This is a genomic window from bacterium, from assembly GCA_030649025.1.
Classification (GTDB): Bacteria; Patescibacteriota; Minisyncoccia; order JAUYLV01; family JAUYLV01; genus JAUSGO01.
Genome location: JAUSGO010000014.1, coordinates 14350 through 33543 on the forward strand (window position 1 = coordinate 14350; position 19194 = coordinate 33543).

Below are 19194 nucleotides of genomic sequence, written 5' to 3' on the forward strand. Positions count from 1 at the left end.
TCAGAATTTCTTTGAATTTTGAGTTCAGATACAGCGCCTTAGCTCCAGAAAGTTAGAGACAAGGTGCTGTATCCGACCAGATAAACCATCTTTTTATTTGAAAAGAGCAGTTCTTATTGAAATTATAGTATACACCCTATAATTTATTTTGTCAACCCCGTTAGAAGTAGGACGCAGACGCGAGCGTCCGCGACTTCTAACGGGGTCAGTACCTGTGCAATATTTACACGGAATTTCGCTTATTTATCCCGTTAAAGGCAGGTCGCGGTCTTTTGCAACCGTGATGCCTGATAAACATAGCGAGAATTCATCAAAAAGTTTACTTCACTTAAATCCTCGCTAGCGACCGCGGCCTCTAACGGGATTTATGGAGTTTTCCTGCTCTCCAAGAATAAAGTTATGACACGCGCGATATACGGTCCGTCCGTCGGGCAGTTTATCTACGGCGGTGAGCCGTATTTTTTTTATTAATACCTCCGCATTTTTTTCCGGTTCAAGGATAACTATGGCATCCCGGGAGACTTCGGGTATAACCTCGGTGCCTACGCTTGCAACCGTAAGATGTGGCGTAAACCTTTCGGACGCCTTATGGGGAAATTTCTCTTCCAATGCTTTTCGCATGTTTTTGAGCGGGTTGCCGCCACGTTCGTCACCAATACCAAAATAAAACGCCTTACCCTCCTCATAACCCGGAACATTTCCCGCGGCAAAATCTTCCGGAGCAAAAGATAGCGTAAGAGGAAGATGGTTTTTCAGCGCATCCTGTATATCGGCAATGAGATTCCCCACTGCATCCTGCCCAAGTTTTCCAAAGTGCATCAGAGTTACATGGTAATTATCCGGCCGATGCAATCTGACGCCGGGCGATGCGTCTTGGATAAGATCGGATATTTCTTTTGCAGCGTCTTGGGGAAGTTTCATCTCAAGATAATATGTCTTAAGAGCACTCCCTTGGCTCTCTGCTAAAGGAGGCGCCGGAGGCACTCCTATCATATCTTCTCCTTGAGTTTGAAAAGCCTGCTCGCCAAATCCCGATGTCAAAATTTCTTTCAGTTCTGCCTTGGAGATGCGCGTCGAGGGAGTGTTGCCAGGATTTATGCCGCCGTTCTGCAGAGAATTGGTGGCCCGGTCATAATACCATTCCGGCGCTTCATCAATGCGTCCGGAGCGCATGAGATACGACAAGGGCAGTTCCAAATCCTCCCCTCTTGAAGCTATTTCTTGGGCGCGCAGAAGACCGGCCGGTATGCGCAAATCTATACGCTTGGTTGGTCTTGTAAGAATATTAAGATGTCCGCTCGGCAGATACTGCGCCACCACATCTGCCTTTAGGCCTTCTTGTGAACGAAGCCAGCCTGCAAGCGAAGGATTTTGCGAGGTAATGATGACGATCTTCAGCTTTTTGCTTTTTCCCTTCACTTCAAAAACCTCCGCATTGCCTTCCTGAAGGCTTTTTTCAAACTCCGCGGGTATTTCTTCGGTCCTGCGCCTTTCTTCCTTGTAATGCGCAAGTAGAAGCGGCAGAGTCAGTTCCACAACTTTTTGGGAATCTCCGGGAAGGCTTTTATTGAGCGCGGCCGTAAGGCCAGAAAATCCGAACGCGCGATCAAGCGGATCTGCGGAGATGGTGCCCTTGCCATATTTATCATCGCGCTCTGCATATTGCAAAAGCTTGGCAATGGCGGGATGTGCCGTGATTCCCAGATCATCCGCAATAAGTTGGGACGCAGTTACTTTTTGGCGCGATACATGATGGTCAAAGGGACCTCCGCCCACATCAAGTAAAAAATATCCTTTTTGAGTAAGAGCGGCGATAGTTTCTCCTTCGGGAAGAGTTCCCATAGATTCGATCTTCGCCTCCACGACTCCGGGATATTTTTCTTTGCCGAACAGCCTCAGCAATAAAATCGCAACCAGCGTGTCCGGCTGGGGCCTTGTGGGAAGCATAATAGTATGAAAGCGCTGCTGCATTGGATTATTTCTTATGATAAGATAAATATAATGTAAAACTCTGCTTTTGTCAAGTATATACTTGACAATATAGAAGTGATAGATTATACTAAAATTTCAGGTCGGTACTGTTTTTGACCTGATGCACGCTCCTTGACATCGGGAAAATACATGATTTCCGATGCTTGAGTTACAAGCCCATATTGACCCCTCTAGCTGTACGATGCAGGGGGTCATTCCTACACATCCGAGCCGATCCATCGCGAACGCGAGTCGGCGCGCAACTACACCGAGGAAACGAGGAACACCATGAATACGAAGAGAAAAGAATTCTCGATTGTTGAGTTGTTTGAAGTGGTCCGGGGCATCGATGCGGAAAAGTTTCTTCAGGCTTTCAAGGATGCCGATTTTCGGGTATTCTCCCGCGGAAGCGAAGTGCGTTCCGTGGAACTGAAACTCAATCAGAGCAACGGTAGGTTCCGTCGGGCCGAAGTCGCCCCAAGCCTTCCGCAACCAACCCTGACCATCGAAGCAACAGGAAAAGCAGTTCGGAGCACTCGCCACGAAGGTTTCTGGTTGGCGCAGGTTGCTGCCGACGTCCGCGGAAATCCGCTGAACTATGTGCGGACGACTGAAGACGGACGGGAACTGTTCCGTACCGCAGCCAGTGCCGTAGTTGTCGTCACGGCGCAGATCACCGAGACGGACGACATCACGGTCACGCTCAACACGGTAACTGTGCTGCCAGACGGCCGGGAATTCTTCCGGTTGGACGAGAATCCCAGGACTCGGCTGTTCTCGCAGGAGATGTTGGATTCGGCAAAAAACCGCGTCCATCTTGAGAAGGTTCTCTCCGCCAAGTTTGACGGAAAGGACTTCGAAAAGTACGGGAACGCGCTGGTTGCGGCAGTCCAAAAGCTCGCCGGGATCGATGTGAATTCCCGCTCCGAGCAAAAGGATGCGCCCGCCACCAAGCCCGCTCCCATCTCCGACGCCAACGCTAACGCCAACTCCAACACCGACACCCCCGGAGCCACCCCCCTCAAACCGCCACAAAAGAAGGCGTTCATTCCTCCGGCAAGCTTGGTTCCCAAGCTTCTGGAAGAACTTTATGGCCTTTCCAGAGGCGGACTCAAGCCGCTCAGGTTGGATCAGGCGACGGTAATCGCCGACCTGCAGGCACGTGCTCTGCGGCTTGGCGATTACAACCTCGGACTCAAGGAACTCTTCGCGGAGTATCCCACCACCGAGGCTCTCGGAGCAAAATACGGAAACCCCGGAACCCAAGCCGAAACGCCAGAGACGGGAAGGGAGAATCGGTCGGCGTCTTCAGATGACGAGTTTCGTCGTATCAAGACGAAGCTTGTAGATCATTACGGAAAGCCTTATCCCGGGATCGGCACGCATGCCAATTCCATCGCAAAGGAAATCCGAAATGGCGGGAACGAAGAGGAAATCTTCAAGAGCCTGAACTCCAGTCCCCAAAAGGATATGGAGAGCAGGGACTTGAAACCGCCGTCCGCCAAAACCAACAACAACTCCTCAACCGGTAGCAATCACGAGGAGCCTCACGGCACGGCAATGGCCGATGCTCTCCAGGAAGCCGGTCTCGTAGTCGAAGGTCCCCTGGAAAACGCTCTTCCCGCTGCCGAACCCACGGACCAGACCTCCTCGACCGAGGAGGATCCGGAGATTGCCAGGAAAAAGGAGCTCAACCTCAGAAAGAAGATGAAGCTCCACGACTGGCAGGAACCGCTCCGTCTCGATCTCGACATTCCCCGTGCGACCCTAAGCCGCATGTTCAAGAATGTCGGGAAAGGCGTCCCGAGCAGGGAGACTTTGGTCTCAAAGGGAATTGCCGAGGGGGTCGCGGAGTATGTGCTGAGTGTCCTCCGGGCAAACAGCATCATCCAAGACGCCCCGGTCCCGGTCACTCCGGAAACTCCCGGAAACGCGGAAACCGCTTCCGCCAATTGACCATTTGCCACGCAAGTGGCTTAACTGCCCCGACATGCAACACGTCGGGGCAGAGCTTTTTTCATTGCTTGACATCAAAAAAATCCGATGATAGGATGTTCTGGACTAGAACCCATCTTAAAAATACTTTTTAGGCGAAATTATGGATTTTTAAGCGAGAGCCGTGCCGCAGAAGCGAGGCGTATTACAGAGTAATACGGTGAGTCTTCGAGAAACGGCTCGTAGCCAAAAATCCATAATTGCAGACCAAGAAGGATTTTTAAGATGGGTTCTGGATGATATGGCAAAATCAACAGAAAAACTTTATGAATTTTCGTATCTGGCCTCGCCCGATCTTGATGATGCGGGCCTTGAAGCTTTGAAGAACGAAATAGATACGATGGCCGTTAAGCTTGGCGGGTCGGTCCGCGAACACCTCCAAACAGAGCGGCGGCGCCTTGCCTACCCTGTTAAAAAAGCCCAAAGCGCCTACCTCGTTTCGGAACAACTTGTGTTCACTGCTTCCGCAAAAGAAGCCTTTGCCAAAGAATTAGGAATCCGCAAAGATATTCTGCGGCATATATTCGTAGTCCTAACAGAAAAATTCCTGAAACGCCTGCGCGAACGTCGCGTCGTAGAGTTGCAGACGCCAAAACATGAGATTGCAAAGGAAAAATCGGCGATCCTTAAGCGCCCGACGCATGTCGTGCCGCCCCGAGAAGAAAAAACGGCAGACATCGCGGAAATCGAGAGGAAACTGGATGAGATACTCGGGAGGGAATTTTAACGAATATCCAATATCCAATTTCTAATCTCCAATAGGCGAAGCCTTGATTGGGCATTAGATATTAGGTATTAGGTATTTGAAGATTCTTATGAATCTCAATAAAGTCTTATTGATCGGCAATCTTACGCGCGATCCGGAAGTGCGCACCACGCCTTCGGGACAGACCGTCACTACTCTAGGCATTGCGACCAACCGCGTCTGGAACAATCAGCAAACGGGACAAAAAGAACAGCACGTTGAATTCCATAACGTGGTATGCTGGGCAAAATTAGGAGAGGTGGTCGGGCAATATCTCGTCAAAGGGCAGAGCGTGTACGTGGAAGGAAGATTGCAAACCAGATCATGGCAGGATCAGAAAAGCGGGGAGAAGCGGTATCGCACCGAAATTGTGGCAGAGAACGTGCAATTCGGGCCAAAGCCAGGTGGTACTGCAGGCCCCTATCGACAGCCGGCTGGATCGGAAACGCAATCCTCTGGCGATGGGGCGAATGAACGGCCGGAAGCAGTGCAAGAAACGGATCTTCCCGTCATCCAAGAAGACGAGCCGGAGATCGAAGTAAAAGATATACCTTTTTAATATCTAATTCCAAATACCTAATATCTAATATCAGAATTTTGATTGGATATTAGAGATTGGATATTAGAGATTCTGTGAGAGAGTGTTTCTTCTGTAAATCGAATATTAAAGAAGCGGACTGGAAAGAAACGGAATTGCTGAAACGCTATACCAGCGCTTCGGCTAAAATCGTTCCGAAAAACCGACGGGGCATTTGCACCAAACATCAACGCAAGGTTGCCCGAGCCATCAGACGCGCCCGCGTCATGGCGCTTTTGCCGTACGTAACCAAATAAAGGGTATTAAACCCCAGGGCAAGCCCTGGACCCTCTGACCCCGCCTTGGCGGGGTCAGAAATTCCGCAGCAAGCTGCGGGGGCAGAATGCAAATGTCTTTGCATTCTGCGGGCGATTACCTTGTTTCCCATGTATGAGAATCGCCCAGGAATTAAACCCTTTGTTTTCAGCGCTCGCTCGGAAGTGCAAAAGTACTCTTTTGCACTTCGCTCGACTCGCTAGAAAATAATCACTTCTTAGAAAAAACACCCATGGAACGTCCATCGGTGTTTTTATTTATAGAGAGAACGAAGGGTTTCCGAAAACTACGCAAGCGGAGTCCCCTCGGCTACAACAGTTGACGTGGCGGCGGCCTTCTTCACCTCCGCGGCAATCTTCTTTGTAACATCGGGATTCTCTTTAAGATACTTGCGAGACCCCTCCGCTCCCTGCGCGAGCTTTTCCCCGCCGTAAACATACCAGGAGCCCGATTTGGTCAGAACCCCGTACAATACGCCAACGTTCAACAGATCCCCTTCATAAGAAATACCTTCGTTGTAAAAAATATCAAACTCCGTTTTACGGAACGGCGGGGCAACTTTGTTTTTCACAATGTTTGCCTTAACGCGATTCCCCACGATATTCTCGCCCTGTTTTATCTGCGCCAATTTTCGCACCTCAATGCGCACGGATGCATAAAATTTCAAAGCTTTGCCTCCGGGCGTTGTTTCCGGATTTCCAAACATGACGCCGATCTTCATGCGGATCTGGTTTATAAAAATGACTGCCGTCTTTGATTTGGCGATGACCGAAGTGAGTTTCCGCAAGGCATGAGACATGAGGCGCGCCTGCAGACCCATATGCTGTTGACCCATCTCCCCTTCAATTTCGGCCAGAGGCGTGAGTGCGGCAACCGAGTCGATCACGATGACATCCATCACGTTCGATTTTACCAGGGTCTCAACGATATCGAGGGCCTGCTCTCCCGTATCCGGCTGGGAAATAAGCAAATCATCGATCTTTACGCCTATTTTTTTTGAATAATCCGGGTCAAGCGCGTGCTCTGCGTCAATATATGCCGCAAGTCCTCCGCGTTTTTGGGCTTCTGCCACAATGTGCAGCGCAAGGGTCGTTTTTCCGGCGGACTCGGGACCGTAAATTTCGATGATGCGGCCCTTGGGGATGCCGCCGATGCCAAGCGCCAGATCAAGCGACAGGGCGCCGGTAGGAATAGCATCCGTGTCGACTTTCGCGGCTTCGCGCAATTTCATGATGCTGCCCTCGCCGAATTTCTCCTGTATTTCCTGAACAACATTGCCCAGCGTCTTTAAGCGGCCATCTTTCTTATTCATATCCTGGTCTTTTTTATCTTTGGTCATAATCTAAAAAACTAATAGCTTATAAGCTGTTGTACATAACGTATCTCGTAACCTTCGTTCTCCTCCCAAACCTCCCCTCGGCAGTAATATCGATAACATTCACGCCCGAGGCAAGAAGCATGGGTTGGCTGAAATTTCCACTTTCCTCAACGTACACCTGCTGGCGGTTCACCGTCAAGCGCGCACCCTGCTCAGTGCTTCCCCGAAGCACGATATGCGCGTTGGAGACGGTCGAAAAACTATCGGGTTCGAAAATCACAAGGAGCGGCGCGCGAAAAATTGGATACAACTGCCAGGCAAAATAAGCCAAGACGAGAAATATTGCGGCGCTGAAAAAAACCTTTACCGTCCTGTTCGGGGTAATGGCAAATCTGGAGAAACTCCTCATGTATACAAATTAAAATTTATCCTCATCTCCATTTTCTATAACACCCACACCGGTCAGGTCTTCCATGTCCTCTCCCGTAGGCCTATCGGATAAATCCGTCTTTGCGCCATACACCCCTACACTAATGGAGCACTGTGACGCTCCACGTCACAAAACAGGGTTACTCTCTTCATCGGCAGTATCATCTACTGCGTCTTCGCCCATATCTTCATTTATTTGTTGCATGGATTGAAGTTGTGCTCCATTAGTGTGGGGGTACACTTCTCTTGGTTTTGCGCCCTCTCCGGGTCCCACCACTCCTCGCGCCTCCAGAATATCAAGAATCCGCGCCGCACGGGCATATCCGATGCGCAGGTGCCTTTGCAAGAACGTTGCGGAGGCCTTCCCTGTTTCTTGTACAAGTTTTTGCGCCTGGTCCACCATCGGGTCATCCTCATCGATATCGTCGGCATCGGAAACACCAATGCCCAACGGCTGGGGCTTCGTGATCGTTTCCTCAATTTCCATCCCTGCATTATGTTTGCGAATAAACGCCGTTACGCGCTCTACTTCTTTTTCGGAAACGAACGCGCTCTGGATTCTCTTGGGTTTCTGCGCGTCTCCCGCAAGATACAGCATGTCGCCCCTCCCAAGAAGCTTCTCTGCCCCGGCCATATCGAGAATCGTACGCGAATCAACCTGCGAAGCAACCTGGAACGCGATGCGGCTTGTGATGTTTGCCTTAATGAGGCCCGTGATCACCTCCACGCTGGGCCGCTGGGTGGAAACAATAAGGTGAATGCCCGTGGCCCTGGCCATCTGCGCAAGCCGCACGATCATGCCCTCCACGTCTCTGCCGAAGGCCGCCATAATGTCCGCAAGTTCATCTATAACGATCACGATGTACGGCAGACGCTCTTCCGAATTTATCCGCTTGTTGTATGACGTGATATCCCGGGCACCGGCTTTCGAGAGCCGCTCATACCGCGTTTCCATTTCCCGTACGGCCCAGCGCAACGCATGTACCATTTTCAAGGGTTCGGTAATGACCGGGGTCAGAAGATGTGGAATGTCATTGTAATGCGTCAGCTCCACGCGCTTGGGATCTATGAGAATGAAGCGCAGGTTTTCCGGAGCATTTTGGTAGAGAAGCGCTACAAGCACCGAATGTATGCCTATGGATTTCCCGCTTCCGGTTGCCCCCGCGATAAGGAGATGCGGCATCCGCTCCAGGTCTCCGAACGTCGGGTTTCCCGCAACATCGCGCCCCAGCACCAGTGAGAGTCCCACGGAACTTTGCTTGCGGAATGCCTCTTCGGAGACAAGATTGCGCATGCGCACAAGCATGATGGCGTGATTCGGAATTTCTATGCCTACCAGCGATCTTCCGGGAATTGGAGCTTCTATGCGGATAGGGTGCGCGGCAAGCGCCAAAGAAAGGTCGCTCTGGAGAGCCGTAATTTTCGAAAGTTTTATGCCCGATGCCGGACGCAGGGTGTATTGCGTCACCGTAGGTCCAATATTGACCTCGCCCATTTCCACTTCTATTCCGAAAGTGGCAAGAGCTCTCTTAATGACCGTAGCGGTGGTCTTGATGTCGCCGCTTGATGGCTCTCCCGAGTCTTCTTCAAGCAGGTCCAGGGGAGGAAATACGTAGTTGCTTTTTTCTTTTCGCGCGTTTTTTTGTGATTCGGCGATCCTTGGGGAAACCCGGGAAACGGGCCTCTCTTCCTCGCCTCGCTGACTCGTCGAAGCGGGGGCAATCCCTACACCCTTAATCTCAAATAGCGGAGCCGAATTTGTGGCCGCTTCTGCTTTTCCTGGGTCTTCCATAGAAGCATCATCGTCCGGCAAGGCGGGAGACGCATCGGGCTTTTTACGCTCTTCCAGATATGCGGGGATAGCTTTTTCCTGCTTTCTCGCCTCGCTGGAGCCTTGGCGAAGCGGGTCTTTTTTTGCAAAGAGAATGAGGCGCAAAGGAATATTAAACGCGATAATAAGCGATATAACAATGAGGCCCGTCAGTATCACCAGTGTCGGCCAGAAGCTAAGAAGCCGCATGAGCGGCACGGCAATGGCATAACCGACAAAACCCCCGCCTCGCACGTCAGGAAAGAAAAGATGCAGCAAGCCCTCGAAGCTCACCAAAAAAAGACCGGAGCCAAGGAACGTCGGAGCATAGAAACGCTCGTGCAAAGATGTGAATATGGAAAGCGCGGCAAGGATCAGGCTCATCGGCACCAGCAAAAATCCTCTGCCCAGAATTCTGTGAAATGCCGAGGATGCAAATTCTCCTCCGGCGCCGCCAAGGCCTCCGAAGGCAAGTAGCATCACGATTGCGCCCAAAAAAAGAAGCAGGGCAATAACGCCACGCATCGTTTCCGGGTGCAGGAAGGGCAGGGAGGACTTTTCTTTTTTCCGATCTTTCTTCCTCGACATACAACCATAGTGTACCACACTCTACATAAAACTTAGTAAGACCTATGTGACTTATAGGCGCTCCCTTTCCTTCCAGCCATCTCCAGAAGCTCCGGTCCCGCGTCTCCATACCACTTCCGGTAGAGCTTTTCCCAATCCGGGTCCAGCTCCCCGGTCCAAAGGATGTACCACGCCCTCCGAAGCCGCCTCCGTATCACGTACCCGCCTACCACAAGGACGGCGACCACAATGGAAAATATCAACATAGGTGAAAATGTTAGTAATTATTCCTCTCCTGGGCAGCCAGTCATCTTCGAGAAACATAGAAGCTTCCTGGGCGAGTTCTCATCTTCCAGAAACATGGCACTCGCCCGTCAAATTCTTCACTGGAGAATTTGACCCCGTGAAATGCTCCACTGGAGCATTTCACCCCGTTCGCAGCACCCGGAACGCCTCCCGAAAGTTCCTTCGCTTCCAAACAATAAAGGCCAGAACCCCCAAAAGAATGAGCACCGGCAAGCCAACCCTGCGCATATCCAAAAACCAAAAACTCCGCACCGCCGAAATCGGAATCTGCTGCGCTCTTCCGTACGTCGCGACGAGCGTCGCCGTATACCGCCCGGCCAAAAGCCCCTCGGTCACCGCCCCGTCAATCCGCCGCGTATACCCCGGAAGCACGTTTCTCTCGGGAAGGGGAACGGTGGAGACCACCTTCCCGAAGATATTCCGAATGATAATGTTGCCACGGGGCTCGACCCGCGTGTTTCCGAGGTTCTCGAAACGAAGCGCAAACGGCGCGGGCAGTTCTCGACTGAAGCGCGACACATCAAAGCCCGCGACGGAAAGCTCCTCCCGCACTTCCCCGTACACATCCACCAGCACCAACGCCCCGACTTTGGCAACAACCACGGGGCCGGATTCCCCGGAAGGCTCTTGAGTGGTACGCGCAAGGATCGTCCCGAATCGGGTCCCCGGCTCGGCGTCCCTCGGAATGTCCAGCGTGAATTCCACCGCCATATCCTGCTTGGGGAATATCGTGAATTGTTCCAGGTCAAAATGAACCCAGTCCTTGATCGAGGAGGTTTCATCTTCGCGCGACTCTACGACGACGCGCCCCTCTTCCCCCTGCGGCGTGAAGTCCTCAACCTCCATCACCACTGGAAGCGCCTCATCCGTCACATTGATGACGCGCAAAAGCCCTTGCAGGCGCTCTCCCGGATAAGCCGCAAATTCAAAACGCACGGGCGTGATCGAGAGCGCGAGCGGCTGCCCTTGCGCTGTGGCGCCAGTGGCAATGGCTAGCAGGAAAGCCGCTGGCAAAATTCGAAATCCGAATCCCGAAATCCGAAATAATGTCCAAAATCCTAATGAACGAAGCCTCATGTTGTTTTTCTCATTATGGAACCGAAAATCATCATGAGTTCGGTTGCCTCTTGGAGCAGACTCTCTCGCTCCTCTGCCATACTTTGGTCTTTGCCGGCATCGAGAAGCTTAAGCCAAAAGGTGCTTTCCTTGGCTTCTTTGCGGCAGATTTTGATCCGCAGTAGAAAATCCTTTTTACTGAGCGCCTCATTTGCTTCGATATAGTTGGCTCCGACCGATCCTGAAGATCGGATGAGTTGTTTGCTATCCTCAAAATTCGCTGTTATTTTGGGCAGCTTCGGCACAAAAAGCCGCACGCGCCGAGCGAATGTTAGCGTGCGTTCCTCTAGGTCATATCGCTTTATACTTTGTATTTCGGCCATCTGAGCTTTTGTCGAATTACCCCGATATTTTTTCTTATATCGTTTTGGATTTCGAGTTTCGATATTCGAATTTCGAGCTTCTAATACGTCGGCGTGATGATGTAGGTCACCACCGTGCGGTAGGCGCCTGCCGCCTGCGTTGATCCCCGGCTCAAGCGAAACTTCACCCGCCCGGTAGCAGAAGCCGTGGTGGAGCTTGCCATGAAGGCTTGGGCCGCCTCGCCGCCGGAGATATTTGCAAACTGACGGAAGCTCACACCGTTGGAATATGCCGAAGCACAGTCGTTATTCACCTGATTACGACAGGTGTGCCCGAAGCCGTTGTTGGAAGCGTTCGTCCAGCTAGCGCCCGCGCTCTCGGTACATCCTCCCGCATCACAGACGGTGTCGGGGATGATGGTGCCGCCCGATGTCTTGAGCGGACTTTCCTCCTGGCACGTTGCCGAGTAACCGCCGCCCGCATTTGTGGCGATCGCAACATCCTGGCAGGCGATGTAGAAGGTATTGGGGGATATATTCCCGAAGGGAATAGCCGTGTCTGTGGCGTCCACCGGTGTTACAGACGCCCCGTCATCCGCCGAACAACTTGCTCCCGCAATGCCCGTGACCGTAACAGTGAGGCTCTCGGCTATCGTCACCTCAACCGTCTGTCCCTCAATAATGGCAACAAGCATCCGTCCCATGCCCACGGGGCCCCCGACATCGAGCGTATAAGTTCCTACCGTTGAGGGATTTACGATCTGCGTCGTGCCCGTCTGCTGCGCCGAGGCATTAAGGCCTATGGTAAAGGTCATTATGGTGCCGGTTGCAATGTACGTACCCGGGTCCGAGGGGGCGGTGAGCCGGAAGATACGAGTGTCGGATATGAAGATCGCCCCCCAGTTGGTTGCGGTTGCAAGGCAGTCGGTGGAGGTGGTGGCAAGATAAAACTGGGTGCCTGTGGCAACATCCGCATCCCCGCAGTCGAGGTCGCTGGGGAACGCAAAGTCGCTCGGCCAATCGAGTTCCAGGAGCTCGGAGGCGTCAAAGCCGGAATTGATGGCAAAAGAGATGGTATGGTTTGCGCCCACACCCGGCCGTGAATCAGAGATAATGTCCTGCCGGTCCACCCCTGGCCCCGAGAGACGCCATGTGAGGGAGATGAAATCGGTCCGCAATGCCTCTGCTCCTGCCGCCTGCCGCACGCGGACATACGTAAAGAAGCTGGCATCAAAGAGCGCGGAGCCCGATGTCACCGTATCAAACGAGAAATCGGTGTTTGCATCCGCAGAATTGTTCGAGGCCAGCTCAAGCCAGGCGTTGGAGTCGTTGTTCCATATCTCCAGGAAGACAGCTCGCGGCGTGGAGGGCGCCACGTTCGATTGCCCGTCCCAGTGGACAGTGAATGATTCGGTAGCGTTGGCGTATGGATTGCGAAACTTGAAAAGCGAGACGGGGACATTCGACCCCGAGGAAGTTGCCGTATCATACACGCCGTCATTTGCCGCAACCGCCGCATATCCGGTGTCGTCGAGGTAGTACGAAAGGTCATCCGAAACGGTGGGGACGGCGGCAAGTTCTGCCCCGGCACCAGTTTTGGAATGTTTCCTCTCCGAAAACGTAACCAGCACAATCGAAGGCGTTGCTACCGAAGCGAAGGGGACATAGGAAGTCGCGGTGACGAGTCGGAAGCGGTAGGTGGTCCGGGGAACTGCGGTCGCGGTGGAGAAGATGAACGCAAGCTCGGTGCATTCGCTGGTATTAAGCACCACGCCCAGAGACGTGGCGGTGTTCTCATGCCACTTGCCGTTCACAAAAGATGAACCCGCAACGCACTGGCTCGTCTCTGCGGTAAGTGCATCACCATTTGACCCCGAGATGCCCAGGGACAAAGCGATCTCGCCAGACGTGACGGATTTCCATACGCCGTCATTGTGGTCGTATTGGACATGGAACTGCGTGGTCGTGGCCCCATCCCCGGTGTTATCCACCTGGAAGCGGACGGCAAAGCGCTCGCCCTTCTGGACGGGATAGGCGATGCCAGTGTTGCGGTTCGTGTTGGTGTCGGGAGTGTTCCCGCTGTCGTTTTGGAAGACATACGCGCGCTGGGTGAGGGTGGCATCGCCCCCTCCGCCGCCCGCAGGCGCCAGCCCGGATACTTTGATAATCAGCCGAGAGGTCGCAGAATAAGTTAAAGCGGGTCCGGTATTTTTTATCTGAACATCTATGTCTGTTGCAGACGCTGGAAGACTACTCCAGAGATCTGCGCTTATTTTTCTTGTATATGAAGTATCTGCTCCGGTCTGTTCTCCTAACGTTTGATCTAATTGGGCATAATAGGTCGCGCCATCAAATATCCCTGTTTTGATGGTGGTCTCAAAATAAGCCGCAAAAGTGCCACCGGCAAAATTAGATTTATTAAAGCTGTTATCATAATCTTTAGACGTATAAGTCGTACCGCTCTGGGTTGCCGCTGTATTATTATATTGCTGAACTGTTTCAATGGCATCGATTCCTCCTGCGGCCGTCTGGTCCAAAATGATTTTGGCATTGGCAATGGAGGCGGTGCCGCCGCTGGACGCTTTGATTCTTAGGACATAATCCGTTGCATCGGCTAACGTAATCGGCGAGGCGGTTCGCACCCGTGTCCAGACGACGCTTGATAGAGAAACCTCGCTTCCGTCAACCAACGTTCCGCCGGTCGTATACAAAGCCGCGTAAGCGGTGGAGGCGACCGCCGGCGCATACGTGACAGTAATTCTGATATGGTCAATAAAGGCGGTATAAATAACGCTTAGTCCTGTTTTATTGTTTATGAACGCAAAAGCCACCCCAAAACCGGAGTTTGCGTTAATATCGCTTGGTAACCACGTGGTCCCCCAAAGGCTGGTTGCGCCGCCGTAACTTCTGTAGGTGCCGTCATCAGTGGTCGGCCAATCCGTGGCGCTGGCCTGGTCGGTGCCCGCAACCGTTCCGCCTTTCACGATCTTTACCGAATAGTCATCCATGAATGTGTTTGACACATACCCGTTCACTTCCACTTTGATGCCTTTGATCGTGGCGTCGGCGGGAATGCCGGAGAAGCTGAAATTCGTCGCTTTGTTGTAGTAACTTATTTCTCCTTTGTCTAAGTCCAGTGAATCATACGTTGCGTTGTCTGAAAATGAATTCGTGTAGCTTCCCCAGACTATAGCTCCTACGGTAGTGTCCTGGGCTCCGGTTGCCGGATTATTCGGTCCGGTGTCCGTCGGCGTGCCCTCGCCGGTAGACGCTTTTAAGGACGCCTCGAAATTGACGGTCGGCGCCGAGTCCCAGTTTGCCGACGTGTAGCGGTAGATTTTTTTGTCGGTCAGATCGGCATAGGTGGTACCTGCGGTGCTTTGATTGTTGCCAACCTCGATTTGCGTTTGGGTGTCGGTGATGCTCGGGTCGGCGGATTGGACAACAATCAGACGGGCGGCCCTGATGTGTGCGGAAGTGCCCCAGATATCAGAACATCTTACCCTGACCGTATAATCAATCCCGCTCTCAAGGTTTGGAAGCGTTCCGAGGGTCAGGGCCGCGCTTCTTACCCTCGTGTAGCCCAAACCGCCTTCACTTACCTCGCTTCCCGACACTTGTGTTCCATTGCTTGCAAAAAAAGCGGCATAAGTATTACTACATTCACCCGTAGGACCCGGGTCGCTTTCAAGTACAGCCTCAAAATAAACTGTATCTCCGTTGTATTTGGCGCTGTCCCAGCGAATCAGTCCCAAAGAATTGTCAGTCGGGTTATATACTGCGGAACCGTTCGTATACGTCTGGTCAATAATGTTTATCTGCTGTTCTATGGTTCTTGTTACGGCGTGCGCTTCTTTTGCCCCGGCCAGAAAACCGCCAAATACGCAGGCAAAAATCAAAAGGAGAAACCAAACTCCCCGCGTGCAATAGCGCCCGTTTTTCCATGTCTCAATAGTTTTTCGGACTATGGGGACCACCGAATGGACAACTTAATGAGGGTATTCAAAAGGCAGACTTACATATCTAATATGCAAAAAATCCGCCTCCTCGTCGAGGCACAACCGACCTCCAAAACCCGCCGATATCCGTGACCCGCTTCCACACCAAGGCATCACCCTCCCAATCGAACTACCTGCAATCAACAAGACCGCCGTGAGGCGGTCTTGTTATTGATATTTTTAAAAAAGCGCTCGTATGTATACTCACCCGCGCAATCCCGTGCCGGCGGGAATCAGTTTTCCGATAATCACGTTTTCTTTGAGACCCCGCATGCTGTCTACTCTTCCCTCCGCAGCCGCGGCAATAAGAACTCTGGCCGTTTCCTGGAAGGATGCGGCGGCAAGGAAAGAATCCGAAGTGAGCGCGGTTTTGGTGATACCCATAAGAAGACGCACGGCGGTGGCCGGTTTTTTTCCTTCTTTTTTCATCAACTCGTTCTCCCTCCGGAACACTTCGTATTCCAAAATCATACCCGCGAGCATCTGCGTATCGCCGCCATCCTTAATGCGGACGCGCGAGAACAGCTTCCGGATAATGAGCTCAATGTGCTTGTCGTTAATGCCGGTTCCCTGGGAATTATAGATGCTTTGCACTTCGCGGACGATATAGCGCCGAACCTGCTCCCTACCGGAAATTTTATACAGCTCCTTCAGATCCAGATGTCCCTCCGACAATTGCTCGCCGCGGCTCACGTGCTGCCCCTTCTTGACCCACAGCACCGTGCCCTTGCTTATCACGTACTCTTTTACTGGATTCTCATCTCCGGACGCTGTTTTCTTTTTAGAGGCGGATTTGGCGGTTTCATCTTCATGGTCGTGCTTATACATTTGCGTATCATGGTGCTCATGCTCGCGAGCAGAATCCTCGGTCTTCGGCGCCTGAACATCCGGCAGGACCTTGACGGTCCAATCCTTCTCGCTTTCCACGATATCCATGATGACCCCGTCATATTCCGAAAGCGCGGCCTTACCCTTTGGCGGACGTATCTCGAAAATTTCCTCGACGCGCGGAAGACCCGTGGTGATATCGGCCACCGCTGCAACGCCGCCGGTGTGAAAAGTACGCATGGTAAGCTGTGTGCCGGGTTCCCCGATGGCTTGGGCCGTAACGATACCCACCGCTTCGCCGATATTAACCAGCCGGTTATGCCCCAGATCGTATCCGTAACATGCCTGGCACAAACCGAAAAGCGCGCGGCAACGGATTACGGAACGCACTCTGACTTTTTCAACTCCGGCCTGCTCAATGCGCCGCGCCGCATCCCAGCTCAATAATTCCCCTTTCGTTGCGACGATATCCCCTCCCTGCGGATCAGAGACGTCATCAAGCAGCACCCGCCCGAATATACGGGACGCGATAGCAGATTCTCCGCCAACCGTATCCGAGCGGTATATGGTAATACCGGTGGCGTCCATGCAATCCGCTTCCCTGATAACCAGATCCTGCGCCACGTCTACAAGCCGCCGCGTTAAGTATCCCGCGGTCGCGGTACGAAGCGCGGTGTCGGAAGCGCCCTTTCGCGCTCCATGCGTGGAGATGAAGTATTCCAAAACGTTAATGCCTTCTTTGTATGACGACTTGACCGGCAACTCGATGATCTCGGAAGCGGGGTTTACCACCAAACCCTTCATACCGCACATCTGCGATGTTTGTTCCCAGGAGCCGCGCGATTTGGAATCGAAGATCGCAAAAACCGGACCGTTGACCTCAAGAGATTTAGGCACGTTTTTGGCGATCTCTTTCCGGGTCTCGGTCCATATTTCGATGATACGGCTCCTGCGTTCCTGATTGGTAAGAAGGCCTGCCTCATACTGCTCGCGGATCTCTGAGACCTGTTCTTCCGCTTTTTTCATCAAGAATGGTTTTTCCGAGGGTATGCGGAGATCGTCCATGCCCCAGGTAATACCGGATTTTGTCGCGTACCAAAAACCAAGGTCCTTGATACGATCGAATATCTCGGCGCTTCGTTCTACGCCGCAATGCTTCAATAATTCTTCCGAGAGCTTCCGTAATTCGCCGCGATGCAAATCTTTATTAATGAAAAGAATCTCGGGGGGAAGGACTTCGTTAAAAAGTATCCGCCCGACCGATGTCTCGACAATTTCAACCGATGGCTCGCGATCTACAACTTCCAGCACCTCCTTCTTCTTTGTTCTTTTTTTTGTTTTTTGCTGTTTATCGTCCGTCAGGGGCTGTTGATCGGCTGCCGGTTGTCGCATAAGCCGTACCCTGATACGCGCGCGAAGCGAAAGGTGCCCGGTATCATACGCGTACACGGCTTCTTGGGAAGAGCCAAAAATTTTTCCTTCTCCCTTCTCGCCATCAATAATGCGGCTCATCCAGTAACTCCCCAGCACGATATCCTGCACCGGCGTAACGATGGGTTCTCCGGTCGCCGGCTTCAGCAAATTTTTTGCCGAAAGCATAATGTCCCGCGCTTCTTGCTGGGCCTTACTCGAAAGAGGCAAGTGCACCGCCATTTGATCGCCGTCGAAATCTGCGTTGAATGCCGTGCAAACAAGCGGATGCAATTCTATGGCGAGTCCCTCAATAAGCACCGGCTGGAATGCCTGGATGCCGAGGCGATGAAGGGTAGGGGCGCGATTCAAAAGCACATGTTTGTCTTGAATGACCTCTTCCAGGATCGCCCAAACTTCGGTAACCTCCTGCTCGATAAGACGCGAGGCGGCCCGAATATTATGGACAATCTCGCGCTCAATGAGCTTATTGATGACGAAGGGCTTAAAAAGCTCAAGAGCCATTTTTTTGGGAAGGCCGCACTGGTGAAGCTTCAGCTGGGGTCCCACGACGATAACGGACCTTCCGGAATAGTCAACGCGCTTGCCGAGTAAATTCTGCCGGAACCGCCCCTGTTTGCCCTTGAGCATATCGGCCAGACTTTTTAAGGGTCTGCGCTGTCCGGCGGCTTGCGCCTGGCTGCTCTGTCCCCGACCCATGGAATTATCAATAAGTGCGTCTACCGCTTCCTGCAACATCCGCTTTTCATTGCGCGTAATGACTTCCGGAGCTTTTAGCTCGACGAGTTTTTTCAGCCGATTATTGCGATTGATGACGCGCCTATACAGATCATTCACGTCGCTGGTTGCATACCGTCCCCCGTCAAGCGGCACCATGGGGCGCAGATCCGGCGGCATAACCGGAATCACCGTCCAAAACATCCACTCGGGACGAATGCCGGCCCGAATGAAACTTTTAACCAGACGCAAGCGCTTCAGCGCTTTTTTGCGCTGGGCTACGGATTGGGTTTCTGCGATGTCCACAATAAGCTTTTTTGCGAGCGGCTCCAGTTCCACGCGCGAGGCGATCTTCCGTAGCGTTTCGGCTCCCGTGCCTGCTTCAAAAACCTGGCCATATTTGAGCGAGAGCTCTCGGAAAGCCATCTCCGAAAGGATGACCATCGGACGCAGACGCTTCAATTGTTCGCGATGCTCGTCGCGCATCTGCTTCAGCTGCAAAAACGTTTCTTCATCACCTCCCTCGCCTTTCAATGTCTTAACTTTCGCCTGGTATTCATTTTCCATTTCCTTGAGAAGTCCGTCTCTGGCCTCGGTATGTACGGAACTTATGACATAGCCGGCAAAATAAATGACCCGCTCTATATCCTGAACGGAAATGTCCAGCAGCGTGCCTATCTTTGAAGGAACCCCCCGCACAAACCACAAATGCGCAACGGGAGTGGCAAGCGCGATATGGCCCATCCGCTCTCTTCGAACGATGGATCGTGTTACTTCAACGCCGCACTTGTCGCAGGTAATCCCTTTG

The 19194-nt window shown here is 52.4% G+C and carries 13 protein-coding genes; 4 read left to right on the plus strand and 9 right to left on the minus strand.

All coding sequences use genetic code 11. From position 1 onward, the window contains the following. Nucleotides 1–339: 339 nt before the first annotated feature. Complete coding sequence (locus Q7S09_01610) at nucleotides 340–1971, minus strand: 2'-5' RNA ligase family protein (protein ID MDO8557871.1); 1632 nt, start codon at nucleotides 1969–1971, stop codon at nucleotides 340–342. Nucleotides 1972–2259: 288 nt separating this feature from the next. On the opposite strand from Q7S09_01610, the gene Q7S09_01615 reads away from it, so the two are divergent. From Q7S09_01615 to rpsR, 4 genes are all read left to right on the plus strand, one after another. Then, on the plus strand, nucleotides 2260–3927 hold the full coding sequence (locus tag Q7S09_01615; GenBank protein ID MDO8557872.1) for a hypothetical protein: 1668 nt from the start codon (nucleotides 2260–2262) through the stop codon (nucleotides 3925–3927). 280 nt (nucleotides 3928–4207) lie between these two features. Further along, a complete protein-coding gene (locus tag Q7S09_01620) occupies nucleotides 4208–4693 on the plus strand; it encodes a 30S ribosomal protein S6 (protein MDO8557873.1) in 486 nt (161 codons plus the stop codon). A gap of 88 nt (nucleotides 4694–4781) precedes the next feature. Beyond that, entirely contained in the window at nucleotides 4782–5270 is a 489-nt protein-coding gene (ssb, locus tag Q7S09_01625; GenBank protein ID MDO8557874.1) for a single-stranded DNA-binding protein, read from the plus strand. Nucleotides 5271–5344: 74 nt separating this feature from the next. Next, complete coding sequence (gene rpsR / locus Q7S09_01630) at nucleotides 5345–5545, plus strand: 30S ribosomal protein S18 (GenBank protein ID MDO8557875.1); 201 nt, start codon at nucleotides 5345–5347, stop codon at nucleotides 5543–5545. Between the two features lie 305 nt (nucleotides 5546–5850). On the opposite strand, the gene recA is transcribed toward rpsR, so the two are convergent. From recA to rpoC, 8 genes are all read right to left on the minus strand, one after another. Next, complete coding sequence (recA, locus tag Q7S09_01635) at nucleotides 5851–6876, minus strand: recombinase RecA (protein MDO8557876.1); 1026 nt, start codon at nucleotides 6874–6876, stop codon at nucleotides 5851–5853. 46 nt (nucleotides 6877–6922) lie between these two features. Next, a complete protein-coding gene (locus Q7S09_01640; protein MDO8557877.1) occupies nucleotides 6923–7291 on the minus strand; it encodes a hypothetical protein in 369 nt (122 codons plus the stop codon). A 147-nt stretch (nucleotides 7292–7438) separates the two neighbouring features. After that, nucleotides 7439–9709: a DNA translocase FtsK gene (locus tag Q7S09_01645; GenBank protein MDO8557878.1), complete on the minus strand. Its 2271-nt coding sequence runs from the start codon at nucleotides 9707–9709 to the stop codon at nucleotides 7439–7441. A gap of 32 nt (nucleotides 9710–9741) precedes the next feature. Continuing rightward, nucleotides 9742–9954: a hypothetical protein gene (locus Q7S09_01650; GenBank protein MDO8557879.1), complete on the minus strand. Its 213-nt coding sequence runs from the start codon at nucleotides 9952–9954 to the stop codon at nucleotides 9742–9744. Nucleotides 9955–10114: 160 nt separating this feature from the next. After that, nucleotides 10115–11071, minus strand: a complete 957-nt coding sequence (locus Q7S09_01655; protein ID MDO8557880.1) for a hypothetical protein — start codon at nucleotides 11069–11071, stop codon at nucleotides 10115–10117. Further along, the gene (locus Q7S09_01660) at nucleotides 11068–11433 is read right to left on the minus strand and encodes a four helix bundle protein (GenBank protein MDO8557881.1); all 366 of its coding nucleotides are present in this window, start codon (nucleotides 11431–11433) and stop codon (nucleotides 11068–11070) included. Before Q7S09_01660 ends, Q7S09_01655 begins: the two co-directional genes overlap by 4 nt. Before the next feature lie 80 nt (nucleotides 11434–11513). Further along, on the minus strand, nucleotides 11514–15311 hold the full coding sequence (locus Q7S09_01665) for a hypothetical protein (GenBank protein ID MDO8557882.1): 3798 nt from the start codon (nucleotides 15309–15311) through the stop codon (nucleotides 11514–11516). A gap of 303 nt (nucleotides 15312–15614) precedes the next feature. After that, a partial coding sequence (rpoC, locus tag Q7S09_01670; protein MDO8557883.1) for a DNA-directed RNA polymerase subunit beta' occupies nucleotides 15615–19194 on the minus strand: 3580 nt, incomplete at its 5' end.

What these genes read in the sequence shown, in the direction of transcription:
- Q7S09_01610 (MDO8557871.1), bottom strand. Translation starts at nt 1,971, where the DNA reads ATGCAGCAGCGCTTTCATACTATTATGCTTCCCACAAGGCCCCAGCCG.
- Q7S09_01615 (MDO8557872.1), top strand. Translation starts at nt 2,260, where the DNA reads ATGAATACGAAGAGAAAAGAATTCTCGATTGTTGAGTTGTTTGAAGTG.
- Q7S09_01620 (MDO8557873.1), top strand. Translation starts at nt 4,208, where the DNA reads ATGGCAAAATCAACAGAAAAACTTTATGAATTTTCGTATCTGGCCTCG.
- ssb (MDO8557874.1), top strand. Translation starts at nt 4,782, where the DNA reads ATGAATCTCAATAAAGTCTTATTGATCGGCAATCTTACGCGCGATCCG.
- recA (MDO8557876.1), bottom strand. Translation starts at nt 6,876, where the DNA reads ATGAATAAGAAAGATGGCCGCTTAAAGACGCTGGGCAATGTTGTTCAG.
- Q7S09_01640 (MDO8557877.1), bottom strand. Translation starts at nt 7,291, where the DNA reads ATGAGGAGTTTCTCCAGATTTGCCATTACCCCGAACAGGACGGTAAAG.
- Q7S09_01645 (MDO8557878.1), bottom strand. Translation starts at nt 9,709, where the DNA reads ATGTCGAGGAAGAAAGATCGGAAAAAAGAAAAGTCCTCCCTGCCCTTC.
- Q7S09_01650 (MDO8557879.1), bottom strand. Translation starts at nt 9,954, where the DNA reads ATGTTGATATTTTCCATTGTGGTCGCCGTCCTTGTGGTAGGCGGGTAC.
- Q7S09_01655 (MDO8557880.1), bottom strand. Translation starts at nt 11,071, where the DNA reads ATGAGGCTTCGTTCATTAGGATTTTGGACATTATTTCGGATTTCGGGA.
- Q7S09_01660 (MDO8557881.1), bottom strand. Translation starts at nt 11,433, where the DNA reads ATGGCCGAAATACAAAGTATAAAGCGATATGACCTAGAGGAACGCACG.